Below are 21,677 nucleotides of genomic sequence, written 5' to 3'. Positions count from 1 at the left end.
AGTACGAGGGCATCCGGCCGGCACTCCCCCAGCCTTCGGCCGGGGGGACCCCCAGAGCACGCACCGGACGCCGCGACGCCCGCCCTGCGGGCGAAGGACGCGACTTTGCGGACACGACCTAGTCCGCCGTGACGCCCCAGTACGCGATCCGGGCCGGCTCGCCGTCCTCGTACAGCACCGTGCATCTGCCCTGCCCCCGGCCCGGGAAGTCCAGCCGGTCGGAGTCCAGGGCCGCCCTCCAGTCGGCGCGGGTGGGACGTCCGCCCGGCGCCCAGGCGCGGACCTCCTCGTCCGTCAGCGGGCGCATGAACGGGCCGTCGTCGGGGTCCGTGGCGTCGATCAGCTCGGGCTGGTCCAGGACCGTGCCCGTGCCGCCGGTGAAGACGTACTCGTGCCAGGCCGGGTCCCGCCAGAGCTGCTGCACGGTCCGGCCCGGGAATCCGTGGTCGTCCCGCGCCAGCTCCGTCTCCTGCGCCCGGCGGAACGCCGCCGCCAGGTCCTGCTGGTAAGGGCCCGTCTGCGTCCAGGAGTTGCCGCCCATGTCGATGCCTCTTCCCTCGGCTCACCGGTCAGTGGTGGTCAGCGTAGGAGGCGGGACTGACATCGATATCGGGGGACGGCCCGGGCGGCGGACCGCGGACGTGACCGGCATCTCACCCCGTGAGACGTGAAACGCGTTACTAACTCCGCCGCTGCGCCCCTCACGGGCGCTAGTGTCCGGCCGAGAGATAGGCCCCGGCGTGACCTTTTCGCCTGCCCGGCGGCGTCCGGTGAAGCAACTGTCCCAGGACGCCGGGATCAAACCCGCGAGCGGACGAGGGAAAGGCGCGCCAGGGCCTGACGACAGCGCGTATCAGGGGAGTCGCACAGTGGCACGGAAGCTCGCCGTCATCGGGGCCGGCCTCATGGGGTCCGGTATCGCTCAGGTCGCCGCGCAGGCGGGCTGGGACGTCGTCCTGCGGGACGTCACCGACGAGGCCCTCAAGCGTGGCACCGACGGCATCAAGGCCTCGTACGACAAGTTCGTGAGCAAGGGCAGGCTGGAGGCGCACGACGCCGACACCGCCCTCGGCCGCATCACCGCGACCACCGACCTGGACGCCGCCGCCGACGCCGACATCGTCGTCGAGGCCGTCTTCGAGAAGCTCGAGGTGAAGCACGAGATCTTCCGCGCGCTCGACAAGATCGTGCGGCCGGACGCCGTGCTCGCCTCCAACACCTCCGCCATCCCGATCACCAAGATCGCGGCGGCCACCGAGCACCCCGAGCGGGTGGTCGGCGTGCACTTCTTCTCCCCGGTGCCGATGATGCAGCTCGTCGAGCTGGTCCGCGGCTACAAGACCAGCGACGAAACCCTCGCCACCGCGCGGGAGTTCGCGGAGTCGGTCGGCAAGACCTGCATCGTCGTCAACCGGGACGTGGCCGGCTTCGTCACCACCCGCCTCATCTCGGCCCTGGTGGTCGAGGCGACGAAGCTGTACGAGTCCGGCGTGGCCACGGCCGAGGACATCGACCTCGCCTGCAAGCTGGGCTTCGGGCACGCCATGGGCCCGCTGGCCACCGCGGACCTCACCGGCGTCGACATCCTGCTGCACGCCACCGGCAACATCTACACCGAGTCGCAGGACGAGAAGTTCGCCCCGCCGGAGCTGATGCGCCGGATGGTGGACGCCGGTGACATCGGCCGCAAGAGCGGGCAGGGCTTCTACAAGTACTGACCCGTACAGATCGGTACGGATCCGGACTCACGCCCCAGGGGCATCACCCCTGGGGGTGAATTCGGTATCGGTTCGCTTACAAGCAGCAACCGCGCTGCCACTCAGGCAGTCAGACGTTGCACAGCACAGGCACCGTCACGGAGTACGCCAGACCGCACTCAACGGGGAGCGCATATGTTCATCAGGGGCGACCACGCCGAGCTGGTCGTCGGGGGCCGCCTCGACGTCCGCAGCGCGGCGGACGCCCGTACGGCCCTGCACTCGGCCGTCGACGGCGGCGTCGGCGACCTGGTGCTCGACCTGTCCGAGCTGGACTCCTGGGACGCCACCGGACTCGGGGTGATCATGGGTGCCCACCGGCGGGCCGGCCGCTGCGGTCGCCGCCTGGTGCTGCGCGAGGTGCCGCCGCAGATGCAGCGGCTGCTGGTCGCCACCCGGCTGCACCGCATCCTCGCCATCGAGGGCGGCATCGGGGTCGACTCCCTGCCCCGGGTGTAGCACCCGCCTGGCGGGCCGTGCCGGAAGCCGCGGGGGAGTGGCGCGCCCGTCCGGCCCCGCGAGCCGTCGGCAGCGGCCCTGCCGTACTCGCCGGGGCGGCCGGCACCGGGCAGGGGCCGTCCGGGACCATGAAGCATGCTCCCGGATGACTGGCACCTCACCCAAGACGCCGACGACTTCCTCGCCCGAGCCGGGGACTTCCTGCGCTCGCGTCCCGTCCTGCACAACACGCCGCTGACGGACATCGAGAGACTGCGGAACCGCACGGCGGCCGAACGCGCCGCCGCACCCGCCGTCTTCGGCCTGCTGGAGTCCGGGGGCGAGGTCCGCGCGATCCTCTACCTCACCCCGCGCGGACGCCTGGGCCTCACACCCCTCGGCGCCGAGCGGGCCGACACCCTCGCCGCGCGACTGGCCGGCCTCGGCCACTTCCCCGCCGACGTCATCGCGGACCACGACACCGCCGGCGCCTTCGCCGAGGCATGGCGACGGCACACGGGCACGGCGCCGGTGCCGTTCTGGCGGACCCATCTCTACCGTCTCGGCACGCTCACCCCGCCGCGGCCGCGTCCGGAGGGCCGGGGACGCCGCACGGGCGTCGAGGACCGCGAGCAAGTGGTGCGCTGGTGCCGTGAGTTCTGCGTCGACGTGGGGGAGCGGTCCTCCATCGAGCTGATCGACGCCGGCTCCTGGGACGCATCGCGCTTCGGCGACAGGCACTTCACCTTCTGGGAGACCCCGGACGGCGCCCCCGTCTCCATGGCGGCCGCGACCTCGGTCGTCGGCGGCATGGTCCGGGTGGACCCCGTCTACACCCCGGCCCGCCTCCGCGGCCGCGGCTACGCGGGAGCCGTGACGGCCGAGGCGAGCAGCGCCGCGCTGGCCGCGGGCGCGACGGAGGTCGTCCTGTTCACCGACCCGGACAACCCCACCAGCAACGCCCTCTACCAGCGCCTCGGGTACGTCCACGTCGCCGACTTCGCCGGATACCGTCTCGCTCGCCCGGACGGGCCCAACGCGGCCGATCGGGGGTGAATGGGGCGACGGGGGAGAGCCGGGCGCAGCCCCCTTACCGCACCACGAGGGCAATCCTCACCGGACCGTGACGTCTCGGGCCGCGCGGCACCCCGCCCTGTCGTGGATACTGTGCGAAGGTTTAGGGTTCGGTCGCCCGCTGCCTGAAACCCTCGAGCGGGCCCGGACCAGAAGCGACAGCGCGGTGTGCAGCAGGCCGGGAGGGGCCGGTACTCGCGGGCACACGACGCTTTTGGGGGGCTTGAACCCATGGACCCGATCACTCCGGGACCCGACGAGCACGGGCAGGCTCTCAGCCGCCGCCCGCCCCGGGAATCCCTGACCGCCGACTTCGGCCCGGGCACGCCCGCGATCGCCCGTACGGCACAGCTCGTCTCCGGCGGCTTCCTGCTCACCGTCAACCCGGTGGACGGCAGCGAGATAGAGACCTGCCCGCCGCACCAGAGAGCCGAACGGCCCCGTAAGCGCACGCCCGCCGAACGCGCCGAGGCCGAACGCGTCGCCCGGCCGCCGGTGCCGCCCGGCCCGGCGCTGCCCGCGCTCTCCCTGCTGGAGCGCCAGGACGAACGCGAGCGCCTGGTCCGGCTGCTCGCCCGGGGCCGCTCGGTGCGGCTCACCGGACCCGGCGGCTCCGGCCGCACCGCCCTGCTCGACCTCGTCGCCGAGGACTGCGCGGACCTCGCGCCCGACGGCGTGGTCCGGCTCACCGGCTTCCGCCGCACCGCCGCCGACCTCCTCCACGACCTGTTCCACGCCGTCCACGACGCCCCGGCGCACCGCCCCGAGCAGGACGAACTGGTCGCCCTCGTCGCGGAGATCGGCGCGGTCGTCGTCGTGGACGACCTGGAGTTCGGCGGCGCCGCCCTGGACGAACTGCTCGGGGCCACCCCCGAGTGCGCCTTCCTGTTCGCCGCCACCCCGGACGTGCCCGGACCCGCCGCCGGCTCCGAGGTCGAGGAGGTCTTCCTCGGCGGTCTGGACCGCGCGGCCGGCGTGGAGATCCTGGAGCGGGCCGTCGGCCGTGTCCTCACCGAGGAGGAGGCCAACTGGGCCGGCGACCTCTGGTTCGAGTCCGAGGGCCTGCCCCTGCGCTTCGTGCAGGCCGGCGCCCTGCTCCGGCAGCGCGACCAGCTCCGCGCCAGCACCGGGGCGGTGGACGCGTACGGCGTCTTCGAGGACGTACGGTCCCCGCTCCAGGAGGAGTTCGACGCCGACGACGGCGACCAGGTGGCCCTGCCGTCCCTGGGCGAGGCCGCCGCGCCCGCCCCGCTGCTCGCCTCCCGGCTCAGCACGTCCGCCCGCGCCACCCTCCGCCTCGCGGTGGCGCTCGGCGGCGAGGTGCCGCACCAGGCGCATCTGCCCGCCCTCGTCGGCGACACCCACGCCGACGCCGCCCTCGGTGAACTCGCCGGCTGCGGACTGGTCTCGGCGGTCGGCTCCCGCTACCGGCTGGCGGCCGGCGTGCAGGCCCAGCTCGAGGCGGCCGGATACGACGCCGACATACCCGGCGAGGCCCGCACCGCCGCCGAGCACTACGCCTGGTGGGCCGGGCACCCCTCGGTCACCCCCGAGCGGGTGTGCGCCGAGGCCGACGCGGTCCTCGCCGCGCTCGCCGTGGTGGTGCCGGCCACGGAGGCCGCCGCCGAGGGCGAGGAGAGCGTCGCGGTACGGCTCGCCCGCACGGCCGCGCCCGCCTTCGCCGCCGGGCTGCACTGGAGCGCCTGGGAACGCTCGCTGCGCTCCGGCGCCGAGGCCTCCCGGCTCTGCGGTGACGTTTCCGAACAGGTCTACTTCCACCACGAGTTGGGTGTTCTCTCGCTCTGCGGCGGACAGCTCGACCGGGCCCGCGCCGAGCTGGAGGCCGCGGGCGCCCTGCGCGGGGCGCTGGCCGACAAGCGGGGCGCCGTCGCCGGGCGCCGCGCGCTGGCGCTGGTCGCCGACCTCGCCGGCGACGCGCCGGGCGTGGCGGCGATGGCCGGCGAGGAGGCGGCCGACGCCCGCCAGGAGGACCCCGCGTCGCCGCCCGGCGGTGTGCCGGCCGTCCGCACGGCGCCGTTCGGACCGGCCGGCGAAACCCTCGTCAGCAGGCAGCCCCCGGCCGCCGCGACCGGCGGCGGCATCCGCCGGCTGGCCCGCCGCAACCTGGTCGCGGCCGGATCCGGGGCGCTCCTCGTCGCCGTGCTCGGCACGGTCGTCACGCTCGGCATGACCTCCGAGCAGAACGCCGACCGCAACCCGGCCGGCACCGTCGACGTCAACCCGTCGGTGAGCCAGGACACCGGCGACGGCAGCCCGGCGGCCGACCCGAGGAAGAACGACGACGGCGACGCCGGACCCGGCACGGTCTCCAGCAGCCCGACCAACCCCGGTCCCGACGGCACCTACGGCACCTCGGACGACCCGGCCCCGCCGGCGAGCTCCGGCCCGTCGTCCCGTCCCAGCGCCACGAAGGGGTCCGGCGGCGGGGGCACGACGCCGACGCCGACCAGGAGCACGCACCGGCCGGGCTCGCCGACGCCCACGCCGACCCGGTCCACCCCGCCGAGCAGCCCCCCGCCCAGTTCCACCGCGCCGGAGTCCCCGGCCCCGTCGGACAGCCCGTCCTCGTCACCGGGCACGTCCACCTCGGCGTCCGGCCCGGCGTCCGGCGCCCCGACGGCGTCGAGCGGCGCGGCGAGCGCACCGGAGTCGGACGGCCCGGGCTCCGTGATCTGATCCCGTCCGCACGACGCGCGAGGGCCGGCTCCCCGGGGGGAACCGGCCCTCGGCCGTACCGGCGTGGCCGCGGCTCGCGACGGCCGCGGCCCGGCTCAGAACAGCCGCAGCTTGTCGTCCTCGATGCCGCGCATGGCCTCGTAGTCCAGGATCTGGCAGTGGATGCCGCGGTCGGTGGCGAGCACCCGGGCCTGCGGCTTGATCTCCTGCGCGGCGAACACACCGCGCACCGGGGCCAGATGCGGGTCGCGGTTCAGCAGTTCGAGGTAGCGGGTGAGCTGTTCGACGCCGTCGATCTCGCCGCGCCGCTTGATCTCGACGGCGACCGTCCCGCCGTCCGCGTCCCGGCAGAGGATGTCCACCGGGCCGATCGCGGTCATGTACTCGCGGCGGATCAGCGTGTAGCCCTCGCCGAGTGTCTCGATGCGGTCGGCGAGCAGCTCCTGCAGGTGCGCCTCCACGCCGTCCTTGATCAGGCCGGGGTCGACGCCGAGTTCGTGCGAGGAGTCGTGGAGGATCTCCTCCATCGTGATGATCAGTTTCTCGCCCGCTTTGTTGATCACCGTCCACACGCCCGCGTCGTCACCCGCGCCCTCCTTGAGCGTGCAGGGCGGAGACATCCAGTTGAGGGGCTTGTAGGCCCGGTCGTCCGCGTGGATGGAGACGCTGCCGTCCGCCTTGACCAGGATCAGGCGGGGCGCCGAGGGCAGGTGGGCGGTGAGCCGGCCGGCGTAGTCGACCGAGCATCGGGCAATGACGAGACGCATGGTCGGCAACGCTACTCGACACCCGGTGGTGCGCGCGATCCGCCCTCCTCGCACCGGCCCCACCGGCACCTCCGGTCCGTGCGGACATCCCTTTTATCCCTGGAAACTCCTGTTCAGGTCTGGCCGATTGTGTACGCAAAGGGACCGTTCCATATACGCAATCTGCTGGTGTGGTCACCGACCGTTGCCTACCGTAGAGAACGGGAGGTCGCGGTCCGTGTACCCAGCGTGTTCGGTATCGCGAACTCCCTTGTCTGTCCGGCAACCCCTGCTCGGCGGGGGTGCGAGAGGAGAACCCATGTCGCTCGACGTCTCACCGGCCCTACTCGAACAGGCCGAGCGAGGCGAGGTCGACGAAGCAGCATTCGTCGACTGCGTCCGGACCTCCCTGCCCTATGCGTGGGAGATGATCAGCTCCCTGGTGGCCCAGCTGAAGGTGGACGGCGGACCCTTCGCCGACAACCAGACGCCCCCGCCGGACGAGCAGGCACGCGGTCAGCTGCTGCGTGCGCTCGCGAGTGACGCCATACGCGGTGCGCTGCAGCGGCACTTCGGTGTACGGCTGGCCTTCCAGAACTGCCACCGGGTGGCGGTGTTCCCGCTGGACGACTCGGTCAACGAGACGCTGGCCCGGTTCACCTCGGTGCGCAACCAGCTGCTGAACCAGTCGCCGGAGCTCCGGGACTGCTGACGCGCGGACACCCGGCTGCTGACACAGAGGGCCGCTCGCTTGCCGCTCCACCCGGGGGAGGTGCATACGTACTGGGGCGGCAAGCACCCCTGGGCACCGGGGATCCGGCGGCGCGTCAGCGGAGCTGGGGCAGCACCTCGGCGCCCAGCCGCCGTACGTTCTCCTCCGTCGCCGCGAGATCCCCCGAGCCCTCGACGAGCAGGGCGAACCGGGAGATCCCGGTGCGCTCCGAGGTGGCCGCGAGCCGGTCGGCGGCCAGCCGCGGGGTGCCCACCGGGTGCAGCCCGCAGAGCAGTTCGGTGTAGGCGTACGGGTCCCGCATCGCGCGCGCACGGCCGTCCACCGTCACATGGGCGTCGAGGCCCTGTTTCAGCCAGCCCGGCATCGCCTTCAGCAGGGTCTCCACGGCGTCGGTGCGCCGGTCCGCGAGCTGGCAGACGCCCGCCGAGACATGGGCCGCGCCCGCGATCTCCTCGGCCGGCCGGTCCGCGGCCCGCGCGGAGCGCCGCCACAGGGCGACCATCTCGGCCTTCTCCTCGTCGCCGATGTGCATCCCGAGCAGCATCGGCAGTCCGCGCTCGGCCGCCAGCCGCACCGTGGCCGGTGAGGTGCAGGCGACGACGACCTCCGGTCCGGGCGTCTCCGTCAGCGCCTCCGCGGGGCGGGGCACGACGGGCACCTCGCGGAAGGAGAAGCGTTCGCCCGACGCCGCGACGGACGGTTCGCGCAGCCAGCGCACCAGCAGATCGAGTGATTCCGGGAACCCCCGCTCGTACGCCTCCAGGCCCGCGCCGAACACCTCCAGGTCCACCCACGGGCCGCCGCGCCCCACGCCCAGCGTGAACCGCCCGCCGCTCGTCAGGTGCAGCAGCGCGGCCTGCTCGCCGAGCGCGACCGGGTGCGCGGTGGGCAGCACGCTGACCGCGGTGCCGACCCGGACCCGCTCGGTGCGGCCGAGCAGCACGGCGGCCAGGGTGACCGCGGACGGACATGTGCCGTACGGCACGAAGTGGTGCTCGGCCAGCCACACTGTGTCCAGCCCGGCCTGCTCGGCGACCTCAGCCGAGCGGACCGCACGGTGCAGTGCCTCCCCGGGGCCCTGACCCGGGAACTGGGCCGCCAGCACAAAGCTTCCTACGCGCATCGCTCTTCCTGCTTCCTTGGCTCCGACCGGAGCTCCCCCACCGGGCATAACCGTCTGACACGTGCCGAGGACACGGCCTGGCGGGGAGATTTGCGGATTGTCTGCAGAATGCGCCCCCTGGCAGGGGCACTTGTGCGGTCCGGAGCGCTACGCGTACCCGTACCGGCGCCGCGTACGCTGGACGCGGCCCGTGCTTCCTGTATAGCTCCGAGAGGTGTCCCGTGTCCCCGCGTCGCAACCGACCGAAGGCAGCCGCATCGTCCGGCCCGAGCGCCGAGGACGACCAGGCGGGCCGGTACGGCGGCTGGCAGTCCTCGGAGAGCTGGCGGGGCGAGGAGTGGAGCGTGCGCCATGTCGCGGGGGCGAGCGCCGAGGGCAAGACCTACCGCTGCCCGGGCTGCGACCAGCTCATCCCCTCCGCCGTCCCGCACGTGGTGGCCTGGCCGGAGCACGCGGGCGTGGACGACCGCCGCCACTGGCACAAGGCGTGCTGGAACGCGAAGGACCGCCGCACCACGAGGGTGCAGCGGTCCCGTAACGCGCCGAGGTTCTGACCCGGGGACTCAGACGTCCCGGCTCTGGAGCAGCGCGTAGGCGCCCGCATAGGCGGCGGCGGTCACGCCCAGCATGATCCACAGCGGGTCCCAGCCCGACGGGCCGGAGTGGCTCAGGGTGTTGTCGTAGAACACGCCCATCTGGCTCGGGATCGAGTACTCCAGCAGTGCCGTCTGCACCTTCTCCAGCGAGGACGCGTTCATGAACAGCGCGATCACGAGCGGGGCGAGCACCGCGCCGATCATGATGGTGATGGCGCCCGCCGAGTGCCGGATCATCGAGCCGACGAGCAGCGACAGCAGGCCGAGCAGCGCGATGTAGAGGCTGATGCCGAGCGTGGCCTTCAGCCATTCCCCGGTGGACGGGTCCTTGGCGCCCTGGCCGTCCAGCATGGACGCCTGGAGCATCGCCACGAAGGACACCACCGCCAGCGTCACCACGAAGGCGAGGGCGAAGAACACGATCGACTTGGCGGCCAGCACCCGGCCCCGGCTCGGGCACGCGGTCGTCGTCGTGCGGATCATGCCGGTGCCGTACTCGGACGCCGTGGTCAGCACGCCGAGCGTGATGATGCACATCATGCCGATCAGCAGACCGAAGAAGCCGAGGGTCAGCGGGCTCTGGCCGCCCAGGTCGCCGGAGCCGCGGACCGCCACACCGGCCAGCAGGCCGATGCCGACCACGAGCAGGACGAAGACGCCGAGCGTCCACATGGTCGAGCGCACCGACTTGATCTTGGTCCACTCGGAGGCCAGCGCGTGCCCGAGGTGGGTGCGCACGACCGGGATCGGCGAGCTGTAGCCGGGGTGGTTCGCGCCGGGCGCCGCCTGCCATTCGGGCGCGGCGGGGGCCTGCGGCATCGGGGGCTGGTGGGTGCTCATCGGGCGTCCTCGGGCTGGGTCGGGTCGGCGGCCGGGGCCGCGGGTGCGGACTGGGACGGTTCGGCGGCCGGGGCCGGGGGAGCGGCCACCGGAGGCTGGGCCTGGGGCGCCGGCTGGACCTGGGGAGCCTGCGGGACCGGCGGCGCCTGCGGCGGCTGCGCGGCGGGAGCGGCGTACGGGTTGGGGGCGGCCGCGCCGGGAGCCCCGTACGCGCCCGCCGGCGCACCGCCGTACGGACCCGAGGGCGCCTGCATCGCGAACGGGTGGCCGCCCGCCTGCGGCGGCGGCGGGGCGTACCAGCCGGGCTGGCCCTGACCGGGAACCGGCAGCGGCGGCTGGGCGCCCGGCGGCAGCGGCTGCTGCAGGCCCGCCTTCTGGTCGGTGGTGGAGCGGTAGTCGACGGCGCCCTGCGTCATCCGCATGTACGCCTCCTCCAGCGAGGCCTGGTGCGGCGACAGCTCCCACAGCCGTACGTCCGCCTCGTGCGCGAGGTCGCTGATGCGGGGCAGCGGCAGCCCCGTCACACGCAGCGCCCCGTCCTGCTCCGGCAGCACGTGGCCGCCCGCCTCGGTGAGGGCGGACGACAGCTTCTCGCGCAGCTGCGGCTCGGTGTCGGGGGTGCGGACCCGCGCGAAGTCGGCGGAGTTGGCGGAGATGAACTGCGTGACGCTCATGTCCGCGAGGAGCTGGCCGCGTCCGATGACGATGAGGTGGTCGGCGGTCAGCGCCATCTCGCTCATCAGGTGCGAGGAGACGAAGACGGTACGGCCCTCGGCGGCCAGCGCCTTCATCAGGTTGCGCACCCACAGGATGCCCTCGGGGTCGAGGCCGTTGACCGGCTCGTCGAAGAGCAGCACCTGGGGGTCGCCGAGCAGCGCCGCGGCGATGCCGAGCCGCTGGCCCATGCCCAGCGAGAAGCCCTTGGACCGCTTCTTCGCCACTTCCTGCAGGCCGACGACCCCGAGCACCTCGTCCACCCGGCGGGCCGGGATGCCGGAGAGCTGGGCGAGGCTGAGCAGGTGGTTGCGGGCGGACCGGCCGCCGTGCACGGCCTTGGCGTCGAGCAGGGCGCCGACCTGCCGGGGGGCGTTGGGCAGCCTGCGGTACGGGTAGCCGCCGATGGTCACCGTGCCGGACGTCGGGTTGTCGAGCCCGAGGATCATCCGCATGGTGGTCGACTTGCCCGAGCCGTTGGGCCCGAGGAAACCGGTCACCGCTCCCGGGCGCACCTGGAAGGAAAGGTTGTACACGGCGGTCTTGTCGCCGTAGCGCTTGGTCAGGCCGACAGCCTCGATCATGCTCCGCACCCATCGAAAGGTTCAGGACAGCGGGGCACACGCCCCCGTAAGGGTTAGGAGGATATCCGGGCGCTGACGGTTCCGGCCAAGGACGAGTAAAGCCGGAGCGTCAGCGACAGTGGCCGGATCCGGTCACTGGGCGTCCCGCCGCTTCAGCAGGGCGTACCCGCCCGCGAGCGCCGCGGCCACCCACAGCGCCATGATCCCGAGGCCGCCCCAGGGGCCGTAGGGCGTGTCGTCGCCGATCCTCGGCACCACCTGCATGATCCGGCTGCCGGCCTGGTCGGGCAGGAAGCGGCCGACCTTCCTGGTGGCGTCGACGTTGCCGAGGATGTTGGAGACCAGGAAGAAGAACGGCATCAGGATGCCGAGCGAGAGCAGCGGCGAGCGCAGCATCGTGGCCACGCCCATCGAGAACATCGCGATCAGGGTCATATAGAGGCCGCCGCCGATCACCGCGCGCAGCACACCGGGGTCGCCGAGGTGGGTGCGCAGCGAGCCCAGCATGGCCTGCCCGAGGAAGAACGCGGCGAAGCTGGTGGCCATGCCGACCACCAGCGCGAGCGCGGTGGCCACGGCGATCTTGCCGAACAGGAAGGCGCCCCGCTGCGGCACGGCGGCCAGCGAGACCCGGATCATGCCGGTGCTGTACTCGTTGGAGACGACGAGCACGCCGAACACGATCATGGCGAGCTGACCCAGGGTCATGCCCGCGAAGCTGACCACGGTGGCGTCGAAGGAGAGCCGCTCGCGCACCGGCATGTTGTCGAACTGGTTCCTTGTCAGCGCGGAGATGAGCATCCCGAGGGCGAGCGTGACCACCACGGCCAGCGAGAGCGTCCACACCGTGGACGAGACGGACCGGATCTTGGTCCACTCGGACCGGATCACCTGTGCGGCGGCCATGCTCAGGCTCCCTTCCAGCCGGCGCCCCAGTCCTGGCTGGACCGGGCGCCCGGTTCGGCGTGCGCGTGGTACTCCACCGACCCGGCCGTCAGCCGCATGAACGCCTCCTCCAGCGAGGCCTGCTGAGGGCTCAGCTCGTGCAGCACGATCCCGTTCCGGGCGGCCAGCTCCCCGATCCGCTCGGCCTTGCCGCCCTCCACCTCCAGCGCGCCGCCGCCCGCCTCGACGACGGTGACACCGCCCTCGTGCAGCACGTCGAGGAGCCGCTCGCGCTGTGGCGTGCGGATGCGCACGTAGGCTCGGGAGTGCTGCCGGATGAAGTCGGCCATGGAGGTGTCGGCGAGCAGCCGCCCCTGCCCGATGACCACCAGGTGCTCGGCGGTCAGTGCCATCTCGCTCATCAGATGGCTGGAGACGAACACCGTCCGCCCCTGGGCGGCCAGCGACTTCATCAGGTTCCGGATCCAGTGGATGCCCTCCGGGTCGAGGCCGTTGACCGGCTCGTCGAACATCAGGATCCGCGGATCGCCGAGCAGCGCGCCCGCGATGCCCAGCCGCTGGCCCATGCCGTACGAGAACCCCTTGGCCTTCTTCCGGGCCACGGCGGTGAGTCCGACGGCGTCGAGCACCTCGGCCACCCGGCGCGCGGGAATGCCGTTGCTCTGCGCCAGACACAGCAGGTGGTTGTAGGCGCTGCGGCCGCCGTGCACCGCCTTCGCGTCGAGCAGCGCCCCGATCGAGGTGAGCGGGTCCCTGAGCTGTTCGTAGTGCCGGCCGTCGATGCGCACGTCCCCGGCGGTGGGATGGTCCAGCCCGAGGATCATCCGCATGGTCGTGGACTTCCCGGCGCCGTTGGGCCCCAGAAAACCCGTCACGATGCCCGGGCGCACGGTGAAGGTGAGCTGGTCCACCGCGACCTTCTCGCCATACCGCTTGGTCAGCCCCTCGAGCTCGATCATGCGGCCACGCTAGGACGGCGGCCGGGGCCCTGCCACTCGGGCGCCGGCCAGGAACGCGCCCGTGCGCGGGGTCAGCGGGAGGGCCGGCGGATCCGGACGGGGCCGCGGGCCCGCGCGGGATCGACCGGGGCGCCGTGCTGGGTGATCTCCACCTCGCCCCGGGCCGCGAGCCGGGCCGCGGCCCGGCGGACGGGCTCCATCAGCTCCCGCCAGCCGTCGTCGTCGGACCGGTGGACCGCACGGGCCACGTCCGACGGGCACACCGAGGCGCCCGGCCTTCTGCGGTCCAGCAGATCGAGGACGGCGTCCTCGAGGGACCGGTCGGTGTCGGACATACGGCGGACCCCTTTCCTCACCCGTCAGGCAGGTCCCCCCGTCTCGCCCGTCGGGCCGGTCCCTCGTCTCTCCCGCCAGGCTACGCGCAGACGGAAGGGGCGGCGGGACCACGTCCCACCGCCCCTCACCGGGTCGCTCGACTAGCGGGTCTGCTGCGCGGGGACGCCCCGGGAGATCGGCTCGTCCTCGGCCGGCGAGCCGGCGGCGGCCACCGCGGCACCGGTCAGCGTGGCGAGCATCTCGCGGACGTTCGTGAGCTGAGCGTTGATGGAGTCGCGGCGGTTGGTGAGAGCCGCGAGCTCGCGCTCGGATTCCGAACGGATCCGGTCGGCCTTGGCGTTGGCGTCGGCCACGATGTCCTCGGCCTGACGCTGGGCCGTCTCCACCGTCTGGCGGGCGCGGCGCTCGGCGTCGGTGCGCAGCTTCTCCGCCTCCAGGCGGAGCTGCTCGGCGCGGTGCTCGATCTCCGCCAGGCGCTTCTCGGCCTTCTGCTGACGCGAGGCCAGGTCGCGCTCGGACTGCTCGCGGCGCTTGGCCAGGTTCGTCTCGAAGTCGGCGGCGGCCTGCGCGGCCTTGGCGCGGGTCTCCTCGAAGAGGGCGTCCGCCTCCTCACGCTTGGACTGCGCGTCCTTCTGCGCGTCCGTACGCAGCTGGGCGGCCTCGCCCTTGGCCTTCTCGACGATCCGGACGCCCTCGTCCTCGGCCTTGGACTTGCGCTCGGCGGCGAAGGACTCGGCGTCGTTGCGGACCTGCTGGGCCGCCGACTCGGCCAGCTCGCGGTGCTGCTCGGCCGCGCGCCGGGCCTCGTCACGCAGGTCCTTGGCCTCTTCCTCGGCCAGGCGCAGGATCTTCTCGACCCGCGCTCCGAGGCCCGCGTACGACGGCTCGGCATCGGTGACCTGGGCCTGCGCGTTCTGCGTCTCGAGGTGCAGCTCCTCGATGCGCTTCTCCAGCGCGGTGATGCGAGAGAGGGCGCTGTCACGGTCGGAGACGAGCTTGGAGATGCGTTCGTCCACCTGAGCGCGGTCGTACCCACGCCGCACAAGCTCGAAGCCGTAGGGGGAAGTGTCGCTCATGGGGTTCCTGTCGAATGAGACCGGTGAGGTGATAGGTGGAATCCTAGGTGCCGAAGCGGTGTGTCATCGAGCGGATACGTGTTTGATCTGGAGAATGACACCTCTTTCGGGTGGCTGATCACGGGGCGGCTTGCCAAAGACCTGGGCAAAGCACCCAGAAGACACCTTCAGCCTTCCCGTTCGCTAGCCGTCCGACGACTTGCCACCCGATCGGGGGGAACCGACCGTCGCGCCCGCCTTGACCCCGTTGTCCTTGCCGGCCGCCGGGGTCTCGAAGGACTCCAGCGCCTCCAGGACGTCCTGGACCCGCGAGATCTCGGTGTTGATGTCCTCGCGGCGGCGCACCAGCAGCTCCAGCTCCCGCTTGCCCTCCTCGACCGTGCGCCGGGCCTCGCGGACCGCCTCGGCCTTGAGCTCCTCGGCCTCCCGGACCAGCGTGGCCTTCTTCTGCTCGGCCTCCTTGAGCAGCCCCTCCGCCTTCTTGACGGCGGCGATGCGGACCTTGCCCGCCTCGGAGTTGGCCTCCGACACCAGCTCCTTGGCCTTCGCCTGCGCCTCGGCGAGCTGCTCCTCGGCCGCCTTGATCAGCGCGTCGCAGCGGTCGCCGGTCGACTTCATCGTCTCGGCGGCCTCCCGGCGGGCCCGCTCGTGCAGCTCCTCGATCTCGGTGGTGATGCGTTCGCGCAGCTCCTCCGCGCGCTCGCGGATCGCGGTCGCGTCCCGGCGGGCGCCGACCAGCAGCTCGTCGGCGTCCGTGCGGGCCTTCTCCACGCGGGAGTTGCCCTCGACGGTCGCCTCGGACACGATCCGGTCGGCCTCGCTGCGGGCCGCGCCCACCATCGTGTCGGCCTGCGACTCCGCGTCCGCGGTGGTCTTCAGCGCCTGCTGCTGGGCCTCGGTGAGCAGCTTGTCGGCCTCGGCCGTGGTCTCCGTGATGAGCGTGTCGACCTGCTCGGCCGCCTCCGAACGCCGCTTGTTGGCGTCCTTGCGGGCCTCGTCCAGGGTGCGCTCCGCCTCCTCGCGCGCGGACCCGGTCAGCCGCTCGGCCTCGGCCTCCGCGTCCGCCCGCAGCCGCTCGGCCTCGGCCCGCAGCCGCTCCGCGTGGGCCTGCGCCGAACCGACCGTCTCGGCGGCCTCGGCGCGCAGCCGTTCGGCCTCGCCGGTGGCGTCCCCGACGAGCTGCTCGGCGTTCGCGACGGCCTCGGCCCGGACCCGGTCCGCCTCCGCGACCGCCTCGGCGCGCACCCGCTCGGCCTCGGCGGCCGTCTCGGACTGCAGCCGCTCCGCCTCGGCGGTGGCCTCGGTGATCAGCGTGTCCACCTGGGCCGCCGCGTCCGAACGGATGCGGTTGGCGTCCTCCCGGGCGTCCGCCCGGGTGCGGGCGGCGGCCTGGTCGGCCTCGGCGAGCGCGTCCGACGCCTCGGTGCGTACCCGCTGCGCGTGCGCGGACGACTCCGCGCGCAGCCGGTCGGACTCCGCGATCGCCTCCGCGACCGTGCGCTCGGCGAGCGCCTTGGCGGCCTCCGCCTCCTCGTTCGCCTCGCGCCGCAGCCGTGAGGCGTCCTCGCCGGCCCGCTCCCGCTCGGCGTAGGCGTCGGTGCGGACGCGGTCCGCCTCCTCCTCGGCCTCCCGCCTCGTCCGGTCGGCCGCGTGCTCGGCGGCCGAGCGCAGCCCGGTGATCTCCGCCTGCGCCTGCTCGTGCAACCCGGCGACGGAGTCCCGTACCTGCTGGGCGTGCTGCTCGGCGGCGGACACCATCTCGGTGGCGCGCCGGTCGGCCTCCTCGACCAGCCGGGTCGCCTCGGTCTGCGCGTCCTCCACCCGCTTGCGGGCCGAGGCCAGCAGTTCCTCGCTCTGCTCGCGGGCCCGCTCACGCTCCTGGTCCGCCTCGGACCGCGCGGCGCCGAGCAGATCCTCGGCCTCCCGGCGGCGCCGGGCCGCCTCCTCCTGGGCCGCGGCGAGCGTCTCGGACGCCTCGGTGCCGAGCCGTTCGGCGGCGGCCTGCGCCTCCGCGCGGACCCGGTCGGCGGTCTCCTGGGCCTCCACCTTCAGCCGCTCGGCCTCGGTCGCGGCCTCGGTGCGCAGCCGTACGGCCACGGCCTCGCCCTCGGCGCGCGAGGCGGACGCGTCGGACGCGGCCTCGGTGCGCAGCCGCTCGGCCTCGTCCTCGGCCTGCTGCTGGAGCGTACGGATCCGCTCGGCGGCCTCGGCGCGCAGCCGCTCGCTCTCCTCGGCGGCCTCCCGGCGGATCCGGGCGGCCTCCTCCCGGGCCTCGCCGAGGGCCTGTTCGGCGGACGCCAGCCGCTCCTGGGCCTCCGTCTGCAGCCGGGTCAGCTCCTCGGCCGCCTCGGCGCGCCGTGCCTCGACGGCCCGCTCGGTCTCCTCGCGCAGTTCGCGCGCGGCCCGCTCGGCATCCGCCTTCAGCGCCTCGGACTGCTCGACGACCTCCGCGCGGTGCCGCTCGGCCTCCTTGCGGGTGCGCTCCAGGGTCTCCTCGGCCTGCCGGCGCAGCGTGGTGGCCCGCTCGATGGCCTCGGTGCGCACCTTCTCGCTGTCCGAGGTCGCCTTCTGGCGCAGCTCGTCGGCGTCGGCCTTGGCCTTGGCGAGCAGCTCCTCGGCGGACCTGGCCGCCTCCTCGATCTGGGCCACGGCCTCGCGGCGGGCCTCGGCGCGGATGGACTCGCCCTCCGCGACCGCGTCGGCGCGCAGCTGCTCGGCCTCGCCGCGCAGCCGGCGGGCCTCCTCCTGCAGCTCGACCGTCTTGGCGCGGTACTCCTTGGTGTCGTCCTTCGCCGCGCCCTTGAGCTGCTCGGCGATGTCGTGCGCCTCGGAGCGCAGCCGGTCGGCCTCGGCCTCCGCCTCCCGGCGGACCCGCTCGGCCTCCTCGGCGGCGGCCTTGATGGTCTTCTTGGCGTCCTCCGACGCCTTGTCGAGGACGTCCTCGGCGGTCCGGGCCGCCTTCGAGAGCTGGGTCGCCGTCTCCTCGGCGGTGACGCTGCGGGCCTTCTCGCCGGCCTCGGCGACGATCCGCTCGGCCTCGGCGCGCGCGTCCGCGACCAGCTGCTCGGCCTCGGACTTGACGTTCTCGGCCTCCTTGGTGGCCTCCTCGACCAGCCGGGCGACCTGCTCCTTGGCGGTACGGGTACGGGTCTCGTTCGCGGCCTCGGCGCCGGACAGCGTCTTGGCGGCCGCCTCCTTGGCCTCGGTGACGAGCTTCTCCGCCTCGGCCTGCGCCTTGCGCAGCGCCTCCTCGGCCTCCGCCATGCGCTGCTCGGCGGCCCGGCTCAGCTCGGCGGCCTGCCGGCGGGCGGCGTCCGACTCGCTGGCGGTGGAGGTGCGCAGCTGCTCGGCGTGGTCGGTGGCCTCCTGCGCCTGCGTGGAGGCGGCGTTCAGCAGCCGCTCGGCGTCGGTGCGGGCACGGCGCAGGAGCTGCTCGGCCTCGGCGCGCGCGGCCTCCGCGTCGCTCTGCAGCCGCTCGCGGGCCTCCCGGGTCAGCCGCTCGGCCTCCGCGCGGGCGGCTGCCATGGCCTGCTCGGCCTCGGCGCGGGACTCGTCCAGCAGCCGGCGGGCCTGCGCCTCGGTGCGGGCGCGCAGCTGCTCCGCCCACGCCACGTTCTCGTTGACGTGCGACTCGACGGTCTGCCGGCGCTCGGCCAGCTCCTGGTCGAGCTGCTGGCGGCGGGTGACCGCCTCCTGGTGCAGCTCGGTCTGGAGCCGGGCGGCCTGCTCGGCGTGCTCCTGCAGGATGCGCTGGGTCTGCGCGCGGGCCTGGCTCAGCTCCCGCTCGGCGTCCTGGCGCAGCTGGTCGGCCTGCATCTGGGCGTTGCGGAGCAACTGCTCGGCCTGATAGCCGATGTCACCGCCGTCATAGGCGGGCCGGGTCATCAGGGTGCGGCGCGCCTCGTGCAGCTTGGCGCGCAGCACCTCGACCTGGTAGCCGAGGTCCTCGGCGTGCTGGATCGCCTTTTCCCGCTCGGTCCTCAGCCGCTTCATCTCGGCCTCGAACCGAGAGAGGTGGTCGACGTCAGCCGCCGGCTCTCGCTCCTGGCTCTCGTAGCCCCGCACTGCGCGGTCCCATCCGTCCCCTGGTGAGCTTCTCCAACGAGCACCGTCCATCCGCCGGACGGGGCCCCCGGGGAATGGTGTCAGATCAACGGCGGAGCACGGGCTGCTGCCCCGACGCTCGTCCCCCGAAACCCGGACCCCGGCATGCGGTCGCCCCGGTTTTGAGGACGACCGCCCCCAACCCTACCGGCCCATATGTACGAGGGTCAGTGCTCAGGTGACTCAACTGGGGCCGAAGTGACCAGTTCTGTCAGGACACCGTGGCAATCCTTCGGGTGCAGGAAGGTGATCCGCGACCCCATGGAGCCGCGTCGTGGCTCGTCGTACAGAACGCGTACGCCCTTGCCCCGGATGGAGTCGGCGTCCGCGTCGACGTCGGCCGTGCCGAAGGCGATGTGGTGGACGCCCTCGCCGTTCTTGGCCAGCCACTTGCCGACCGCGGAGTCCTCGCGGGTCGGTTCGAGGAGCTGGAGGTAGGAGGCGCCGCCGTCGGACGTCTCGTTGATCTTGAGCATGGCCTCGCGCACGCCCTGTTCCTCGTTGACCTCGGTGTGGAACACCTCGAAGCCGTACGTGGCCCGGTAGAACTCGACAGTGGCGTCGAGGTCGTGGCAGGCGATCCCGATGTGGTCGATTCGCGTCAGCATGGATTCAGTGCAGCGCCACCGGCGTGGTTACGCAACGTGCGCGCGATCACACCGACGGGCCGATGACGGCACGGAGTGCCGCTCAGTACATTCGAAGTAAACCCTCGTTCACTCCTCGGCTGTGCAGGCCGGTAAGGGGATCGCAGCTCATGTCTTCTGGAACACCCGGTACGACCAGCTCGGTGATCGTCGCGGGCGCGCGTACGCCCATGGGGCGACTGCTGGGCTCGCTGAAGTCCTTCTCGGGAGCCGACCTCGGCGGCTTCGCGATCAAGGCCGCCCTCGACCGTGCGGGGATCGGCGGCGACCAGGTGCAGTACGTGATCATGGGGCAGGTGCTGCAGGCCGGCGCCGGGCAGATCCCGGCCCGCCAGGCCGCGGTCAAGGCCGGCATCCCCATGAACGTCCCGGCGCTCACCATCAACAAGGTGTGCCTGTCGGGCCTGGACGCGATCGCGCTGGCCGACCAGCTGATCCGTGCGGGTGAGTTCGACATCGTGGTGGCCGGCGGCCAGGAGTCCATGACGAACGCCCCGCACCTGCTGCCGAAGTCCCGCGAGGGGTACAAGTACGGCGCCGTCGAGGTGCTCGACGCCATGGCCCACGACGGTCTGACCGACTCCTTCGAGAACATCGCCATGGGCGAGTCGACGGAGAAGCACAACACGCGGCTCGGCATCAAGCGCCCCGAGCAGGACGAGATCGCCGCCCTGTCCCACCAGCGGGCCGCCGCCGCGCAGAAGAACGGCATCTTCGAGGCCGAGATCACCCCGGTCGAGATCCCGCAGCGCAAGGGCGAGCCGGTCCTCTTCAGCAAGGACGAGGGCATCCGCGGCGACACCACCGCGGAGTCGCTGGGCAAGCTGCGGCCCGCCTTCGCCAAGGACGGCACGATCACCGCCGGGTCCTCCTCGCAGATCTCGGACGGCGCCGCCGCCGTGGTCGTGATGAGCAAGGCCAAGGCGCAGGAGCTGGGCCTGGAGTGGCTCGCCGAGATCGGCGCGCACGGCAACGTGGCCGGCCCGGACAACTCGCTGCAGTCCCAGCCGTCCAACGCCATCCAGCACGCCCTGAAGAAGGAGGGCCTGGAGGTCTCCGACCTCGACCTCGTCGAGATCAACGAGGCCTTCGCGGCGGTCGCGGTCCAGTCAATGAAGGACCTCGGCGTTTCCACGGAAAAGGTGAACGTCAACGGCGGCGCCATCGCGCTGGGCCACCCGATCGGCATGTCCGGCGCCCGGCTCGTGCTGCACTTGGCGCTGGAGCTCAAGCGCCGGGGCGGCGGCGTCGGCGCGGCCGCGCTGTGCGGTGGCGGCGGTCAGGGTGACGCCCTGATCGTGCGGGTACCGAAGGCCTGAGTCCCCCCGTCGTGTCGGTGAAGTGAACGGAGCTGTTTGATGCAGGACGTCTCCTCTCTGGTGGCCCAGGCCAGGGAAGGCCGGCCGCGGGCCGTGGCCCGGCTGATCTCCTTGGTGGAGGGGGCGTCCCCGCAACTCAGGGAGGTCATGGCGGCGCTCGCCCCGCTGACCGGCAACGCCTACGTGGTGGGCCTGACCGGCTCGCCCGGCGTCGGCAAGTCGACCTCCACCTCCGCCCTCGTCACGGCGTACCGCAAGCAGGGCAGGCGGGTCGGCGTCCTGGCCGTCGACCCGTCGTCGCCGTTCTCCGGGGGCGCCCTGCTGGGTGACCGCGTCCGCATGTCGGACCACGCCTCCGACCCCGGTGTCTACATCCGCTCGATGGCCACCCGGGGCCATCTGGGCGGTCTCGCCTGGGCGGCGCCCCAGGCGATCCGCGTGCTGGACGCGGCGGGCTGCGACGTGATCCTGGTGGAGACGGTCGGCGTCGGCCAGTCCGAGGTGGAGATCGCCTCCCAGGCGGACACGTCCGTGGTGCTGCTGGCCCCGGGCATGGGCGACGGCATCCAGGCGGCGAAGGCCGGAATCCTGGAGATCGGCGACGTCTACGTCGTCAACAAGGCCGACCGCGACGGCGCCGACGCCACGGCCCGCGAACTGAACCACATGCTGGGCCTGGGCGAGGCCCGCGGTCCCGGTGACTGGCGGCCGCCCATCGTCAAGACGGTCGCGGCCCGGTCCGAGGGCGTCGACGAGGTGGTGGAGGCCCTGGAGAAGCACCGGGCCTGGATGGAGGAACACGGCGTCCTCGCCGAGCGGCGCAGGGCCCGCGCGGCCCGCGAGGTGGAGACCATCGCGGTCACCGCCCTGCGCGAGCGGATCGGGGACCTGCACGGCGACCGCCGGCTCAGCGCCCTCGCCGAGCGCATCGTGGCGGGCGGTCTCGACCCCTACCGCGCGGCGGACGAACTGGTGGCGGGCCTGACGGAGGGCTGACCGCCGGGCGGCCGGGTGCGGCCTCCGGGACG

19 protein-coding genes are annotated in these 21,677 nt (G+C 73.1%); 8 read left to right on the top strand and 11 right to left on the bottom strand.

Translation table 11 applies throughout. From position 1 onward, the window contains the following. Positions 1-118 precede the first annotated feature (118 nt). Entirely contained in the window at positions 119-541 is a 423-nt protein-coding gene (locus ACFYU0_RS29830; protein WP_389305143.1) for a hypothetical protein, read from the bottom strand. A gap of 328 nt (positions 542-869) precedes the next feature. Here ACFYU0_RS29830 and ACFYU0_RS29825 point away from each other — a divergent pair, with 328 nt between their 5' ends. The 4 genes from ACFYU0_RS29825 (at position 870) to ACFYU0_RS29810 (ending at position 5,966) form a co-directional block, all read left to right on the top strand. After that, positions 870-1,718, top strand: a complete 849-nt coding sequence (locus ACFYU0_RS29825) for a 3-hydroxyacyl-CoA dehydrogenase family protein (RefSeq protein WP_351672366.1) — start codon at positions 870-872, stop codon at positions 1,716-1,718. 174 nt (positions 1,719-1,892) lie between these two features. Beyond that, the gene (locus ACFYU0_RS29820) at positions 1,893-2,216 is read left to right on the top strand and encodes an STAS domain-containing protein (protein WP_351672364.1); all 324 of its coding nucleotides are present in this window, start codon (positions 1,893-1,895) and stop codon (positions 2,214-2,216) included. Positions 2,217-2,351: 135 nt separating this feature from the next. Next, entirely contained in the window at positions 2,352-3,251 is a 900-nt protein-coding gene (locus ACFYU0_RS29815; RefSeq protein ID WP_351672362.1) for a GNAT family N-acetyltransferase, read from the top strand. A 249-nt stretch (positions 3,252-3,500) separates the two neighbouring features. After that, positions 3,501-5,966: an ATP-binding protein gene (locus ACFYU0_RS29810; RefSeq protein WP_389305140.1), complete on the top strand. Its 2,466-nt coding sequence runs from the start codon at positions 3,501-3,503 to the stop codon at positions 5,964-5,966. Positions 5,967-6,061: 95 nt separating this feature from the next. On the opposite strand, the gene nucS is transcribed toward ACFYU0_RS29810, so the two are convergent. Further along, on the bottom strand, positions 6,062-6,733 hold the full coding sequence (nucS, locus tag ACFYU0_RS29805; RefSeq protein WP_351672358.1) for an endonuclease NucS: 672 nt from the start codon (positions 6,731-6,733) through the stop codon (positions 6,062-6,064). Positions 6,734-7,031: 298 nt separating this feature from the next. Here nucS and ACFYU0_RS29800 point away from each other — a divergent pair, with 298 nt between their 5' ends. Beyond that, positions 7,032-7,424 carry an SCO5389 family protein gene (locus ACFYU0_RS29800; protein WP_351672356.1) on the top strand — a complete coding sequence of 131 codons (393 nt, stop codon included), beginning with the start codon at positions 7,032-7,034 and terminating at the stop codon, positions 7,422-7,424. A gap of 115 nt (positions 7,425-7,539) precedes the next feature. On the opposite strand, the gene ACFYU0_RS29795 is transcribed toward ACFYU0_RS29800, so the two are convergent. Then, on the bottom strand, positions 7,540-8,568 hold the full coding sequence (locus ACFYU0_RS29795) for an LLM class flavin-dependent oxidoreductase (protein WP_389305137.1): 1,029 nt from the start codon (positions 8,566-8,568) through the stop codon (positions 7,540-7,542). A 221-nt stretch (positions 8,569-8,789) separates the two neighbouring features. On the opposite strand from ACFYU0_RS29795, the gene ACFYU0_RS29790 reads away from it, so the two are divergent. Beyond that, positions 8,790-9,122 (top strand): ATP/GTP-binding protein, encoded by a 333-nt coding sequence (locus ACFYU0_RS29790; RefSeq protein ID WP_389305135.1) that lies wholly within the window; start codon positions 8,790-8,792, stop codon positions 9,120-9,122. Positions 9,123-9,131: 9 nt separating this feature from the next. Here ACFYU0_RS29790 and ACFYU0_RS29785 read toward each other — a convergent pair whose 3' ends face one another. The 8 genes from ACFYU0_RS29785 to mce all read right to left on the bottom strand — a co-directional run bounded on the left by ACFYU0_RS29785 (position 9,132) and on the right by mce (position 19,291). Then, positions 9,132-10,004, bottom strand: coding sequence for an ABC transporter permease (locus ACFYU0_RS29785; RefSeq protein ID WP_389305133.1), 873 nt, complete (start codon positions 10,002-10,004; stop codon positions 9,132-9,134). Next, a complete protein-coding gene (locus ACFYU0_RS29780) occupies positions 10,001-11,302 on the bottom strand; it encodes an ABC transporter ATP-binding protein (RefSeq protein WP_389305131.1) in 1,302 nt (433 codons plus the stop codon). The genes ACFYU0_RS29785 and ACFYU0_RS29780 overlap by 4 nt, the downstream gene beginning before the upstream one ends. 132 nt (positions 11,303-11,434) lie before the next feature. After that, a complete protein-coding gene (locus ACFYU0_RS29775; protein WP_351672347.1) occupies positions 11,435-12,208 on the bottom strand; it encodes an ABC transporter permease in 774 nt (257 codons plus the stop codon). A gap of 2 nt (positions 12,209-12,210) precedes the next feature. Continuing rightward, positions 12,211-13,167 (bottom strand): ATP-binding cassette domain-containing protein, encoded by a 957-nt coding sequence (locus ACFYU0_RS29770; RefSeq protein ID WP_351672345.1) that lies wholly within the window; start codon positions 13,165-13,167, stop codon positions 12,211-12,213. Between the two features lie 71 nt (positions 13,168-13,238). Further along, positions 13,239-13,502 carry a DUF3253 domain-containing protein gene (locus tag ACFYU0_RS29765; protein ID WP_351672343.1) on the bottom strand — a complete coding sequence of 88 codons (264 nt, stop codon included), beginning with the start codon at positions 13,500-13,502 and terminating at the stop codon, positions 13,239-13,241. Positions 13,503-13,643: 141 nt separating this feature from the next. Further along, positions 13,644-14,579 (bottom strand): cellulose-binding protein, encoded by a 936-nt coding sequence (locus ACFYU0_RS29760; protein ID WP_351672341.1) that lies wholly within the window; start codon positions 14,577-14,579, stop codon positions 13,644-13,646. Positions 14,580-14,762: 183 nt separating this feature from the next. Then, on the bottom strand, positions 14,763-18,644 hold the full coding sequence (gene scy, locus ACFYU0_RS29755) for a polarized growth protein Scy (protein WP_389305127.1): 3,882 nt from the start codon (positions 18,642-18,644) through the stop codon (positions 14,763-14,765). Between the two features lie 206 nt (positions 18,645-18,850). Next, positions 18,851-19,291, bottom strand: a complete 441-nt coding sequence (gene mce, locus ACFYU0_RS29750; protein WP_199212042.1) for a methylmalonyl-CoA epimerase — start codon at positions 19,289-19,291, stop codon at positions 18,851-18,853. Positions 19,292-19,440: 149 nt separating this feature from the next. On the opposite strand from mce, the gene ACFYU0_RS29745 reads away from it, so the two are divergent. Beyond that, positions 19,441-20,649 (top strand): acetyl-CoA C-acetyltransferase, encoded by a 1,209-nt coding sequence (locus ACFYU0_RS29745; RefSeq protein ID WP_351672336.1) that lies wholly within the window; start codon positions 19,441-19,443, stop codon positions 20,647-20,649. A 39-nt stretch (positions 20,650-20,688) separates the two neighbouring features. Continuing rightward, positions 20,689-21,645, top strand: a complete 957-nt coding sequence (gene meaB / locus ACFYU0_RS29740) for a methylmalonyl Co-A mutase-associated GTPase MeaB (protein WP_351672334.1) — start codon at positions 20,689-20,691, stop codon at positions 21,643-21,645. Positions 21,646-21,677 lie beyond the last annotated feature (32 nt).

Origin of the sequence: Streptomyces sp. NPDC003720 (assembly GCF_042875075.1) — a bacterium.
In the GTDB taxonomy this organism is placed as follows: domain Bacteria; phylum Actinomycetota; class Actinomycetes; order Streptomycetales; family Streptomycetaceae; genus Streptomyces.
Note: the sequence above shows the minus strand (reverse complement) of the source record. Positions and strands in the feature narration are given on the sequence as shown.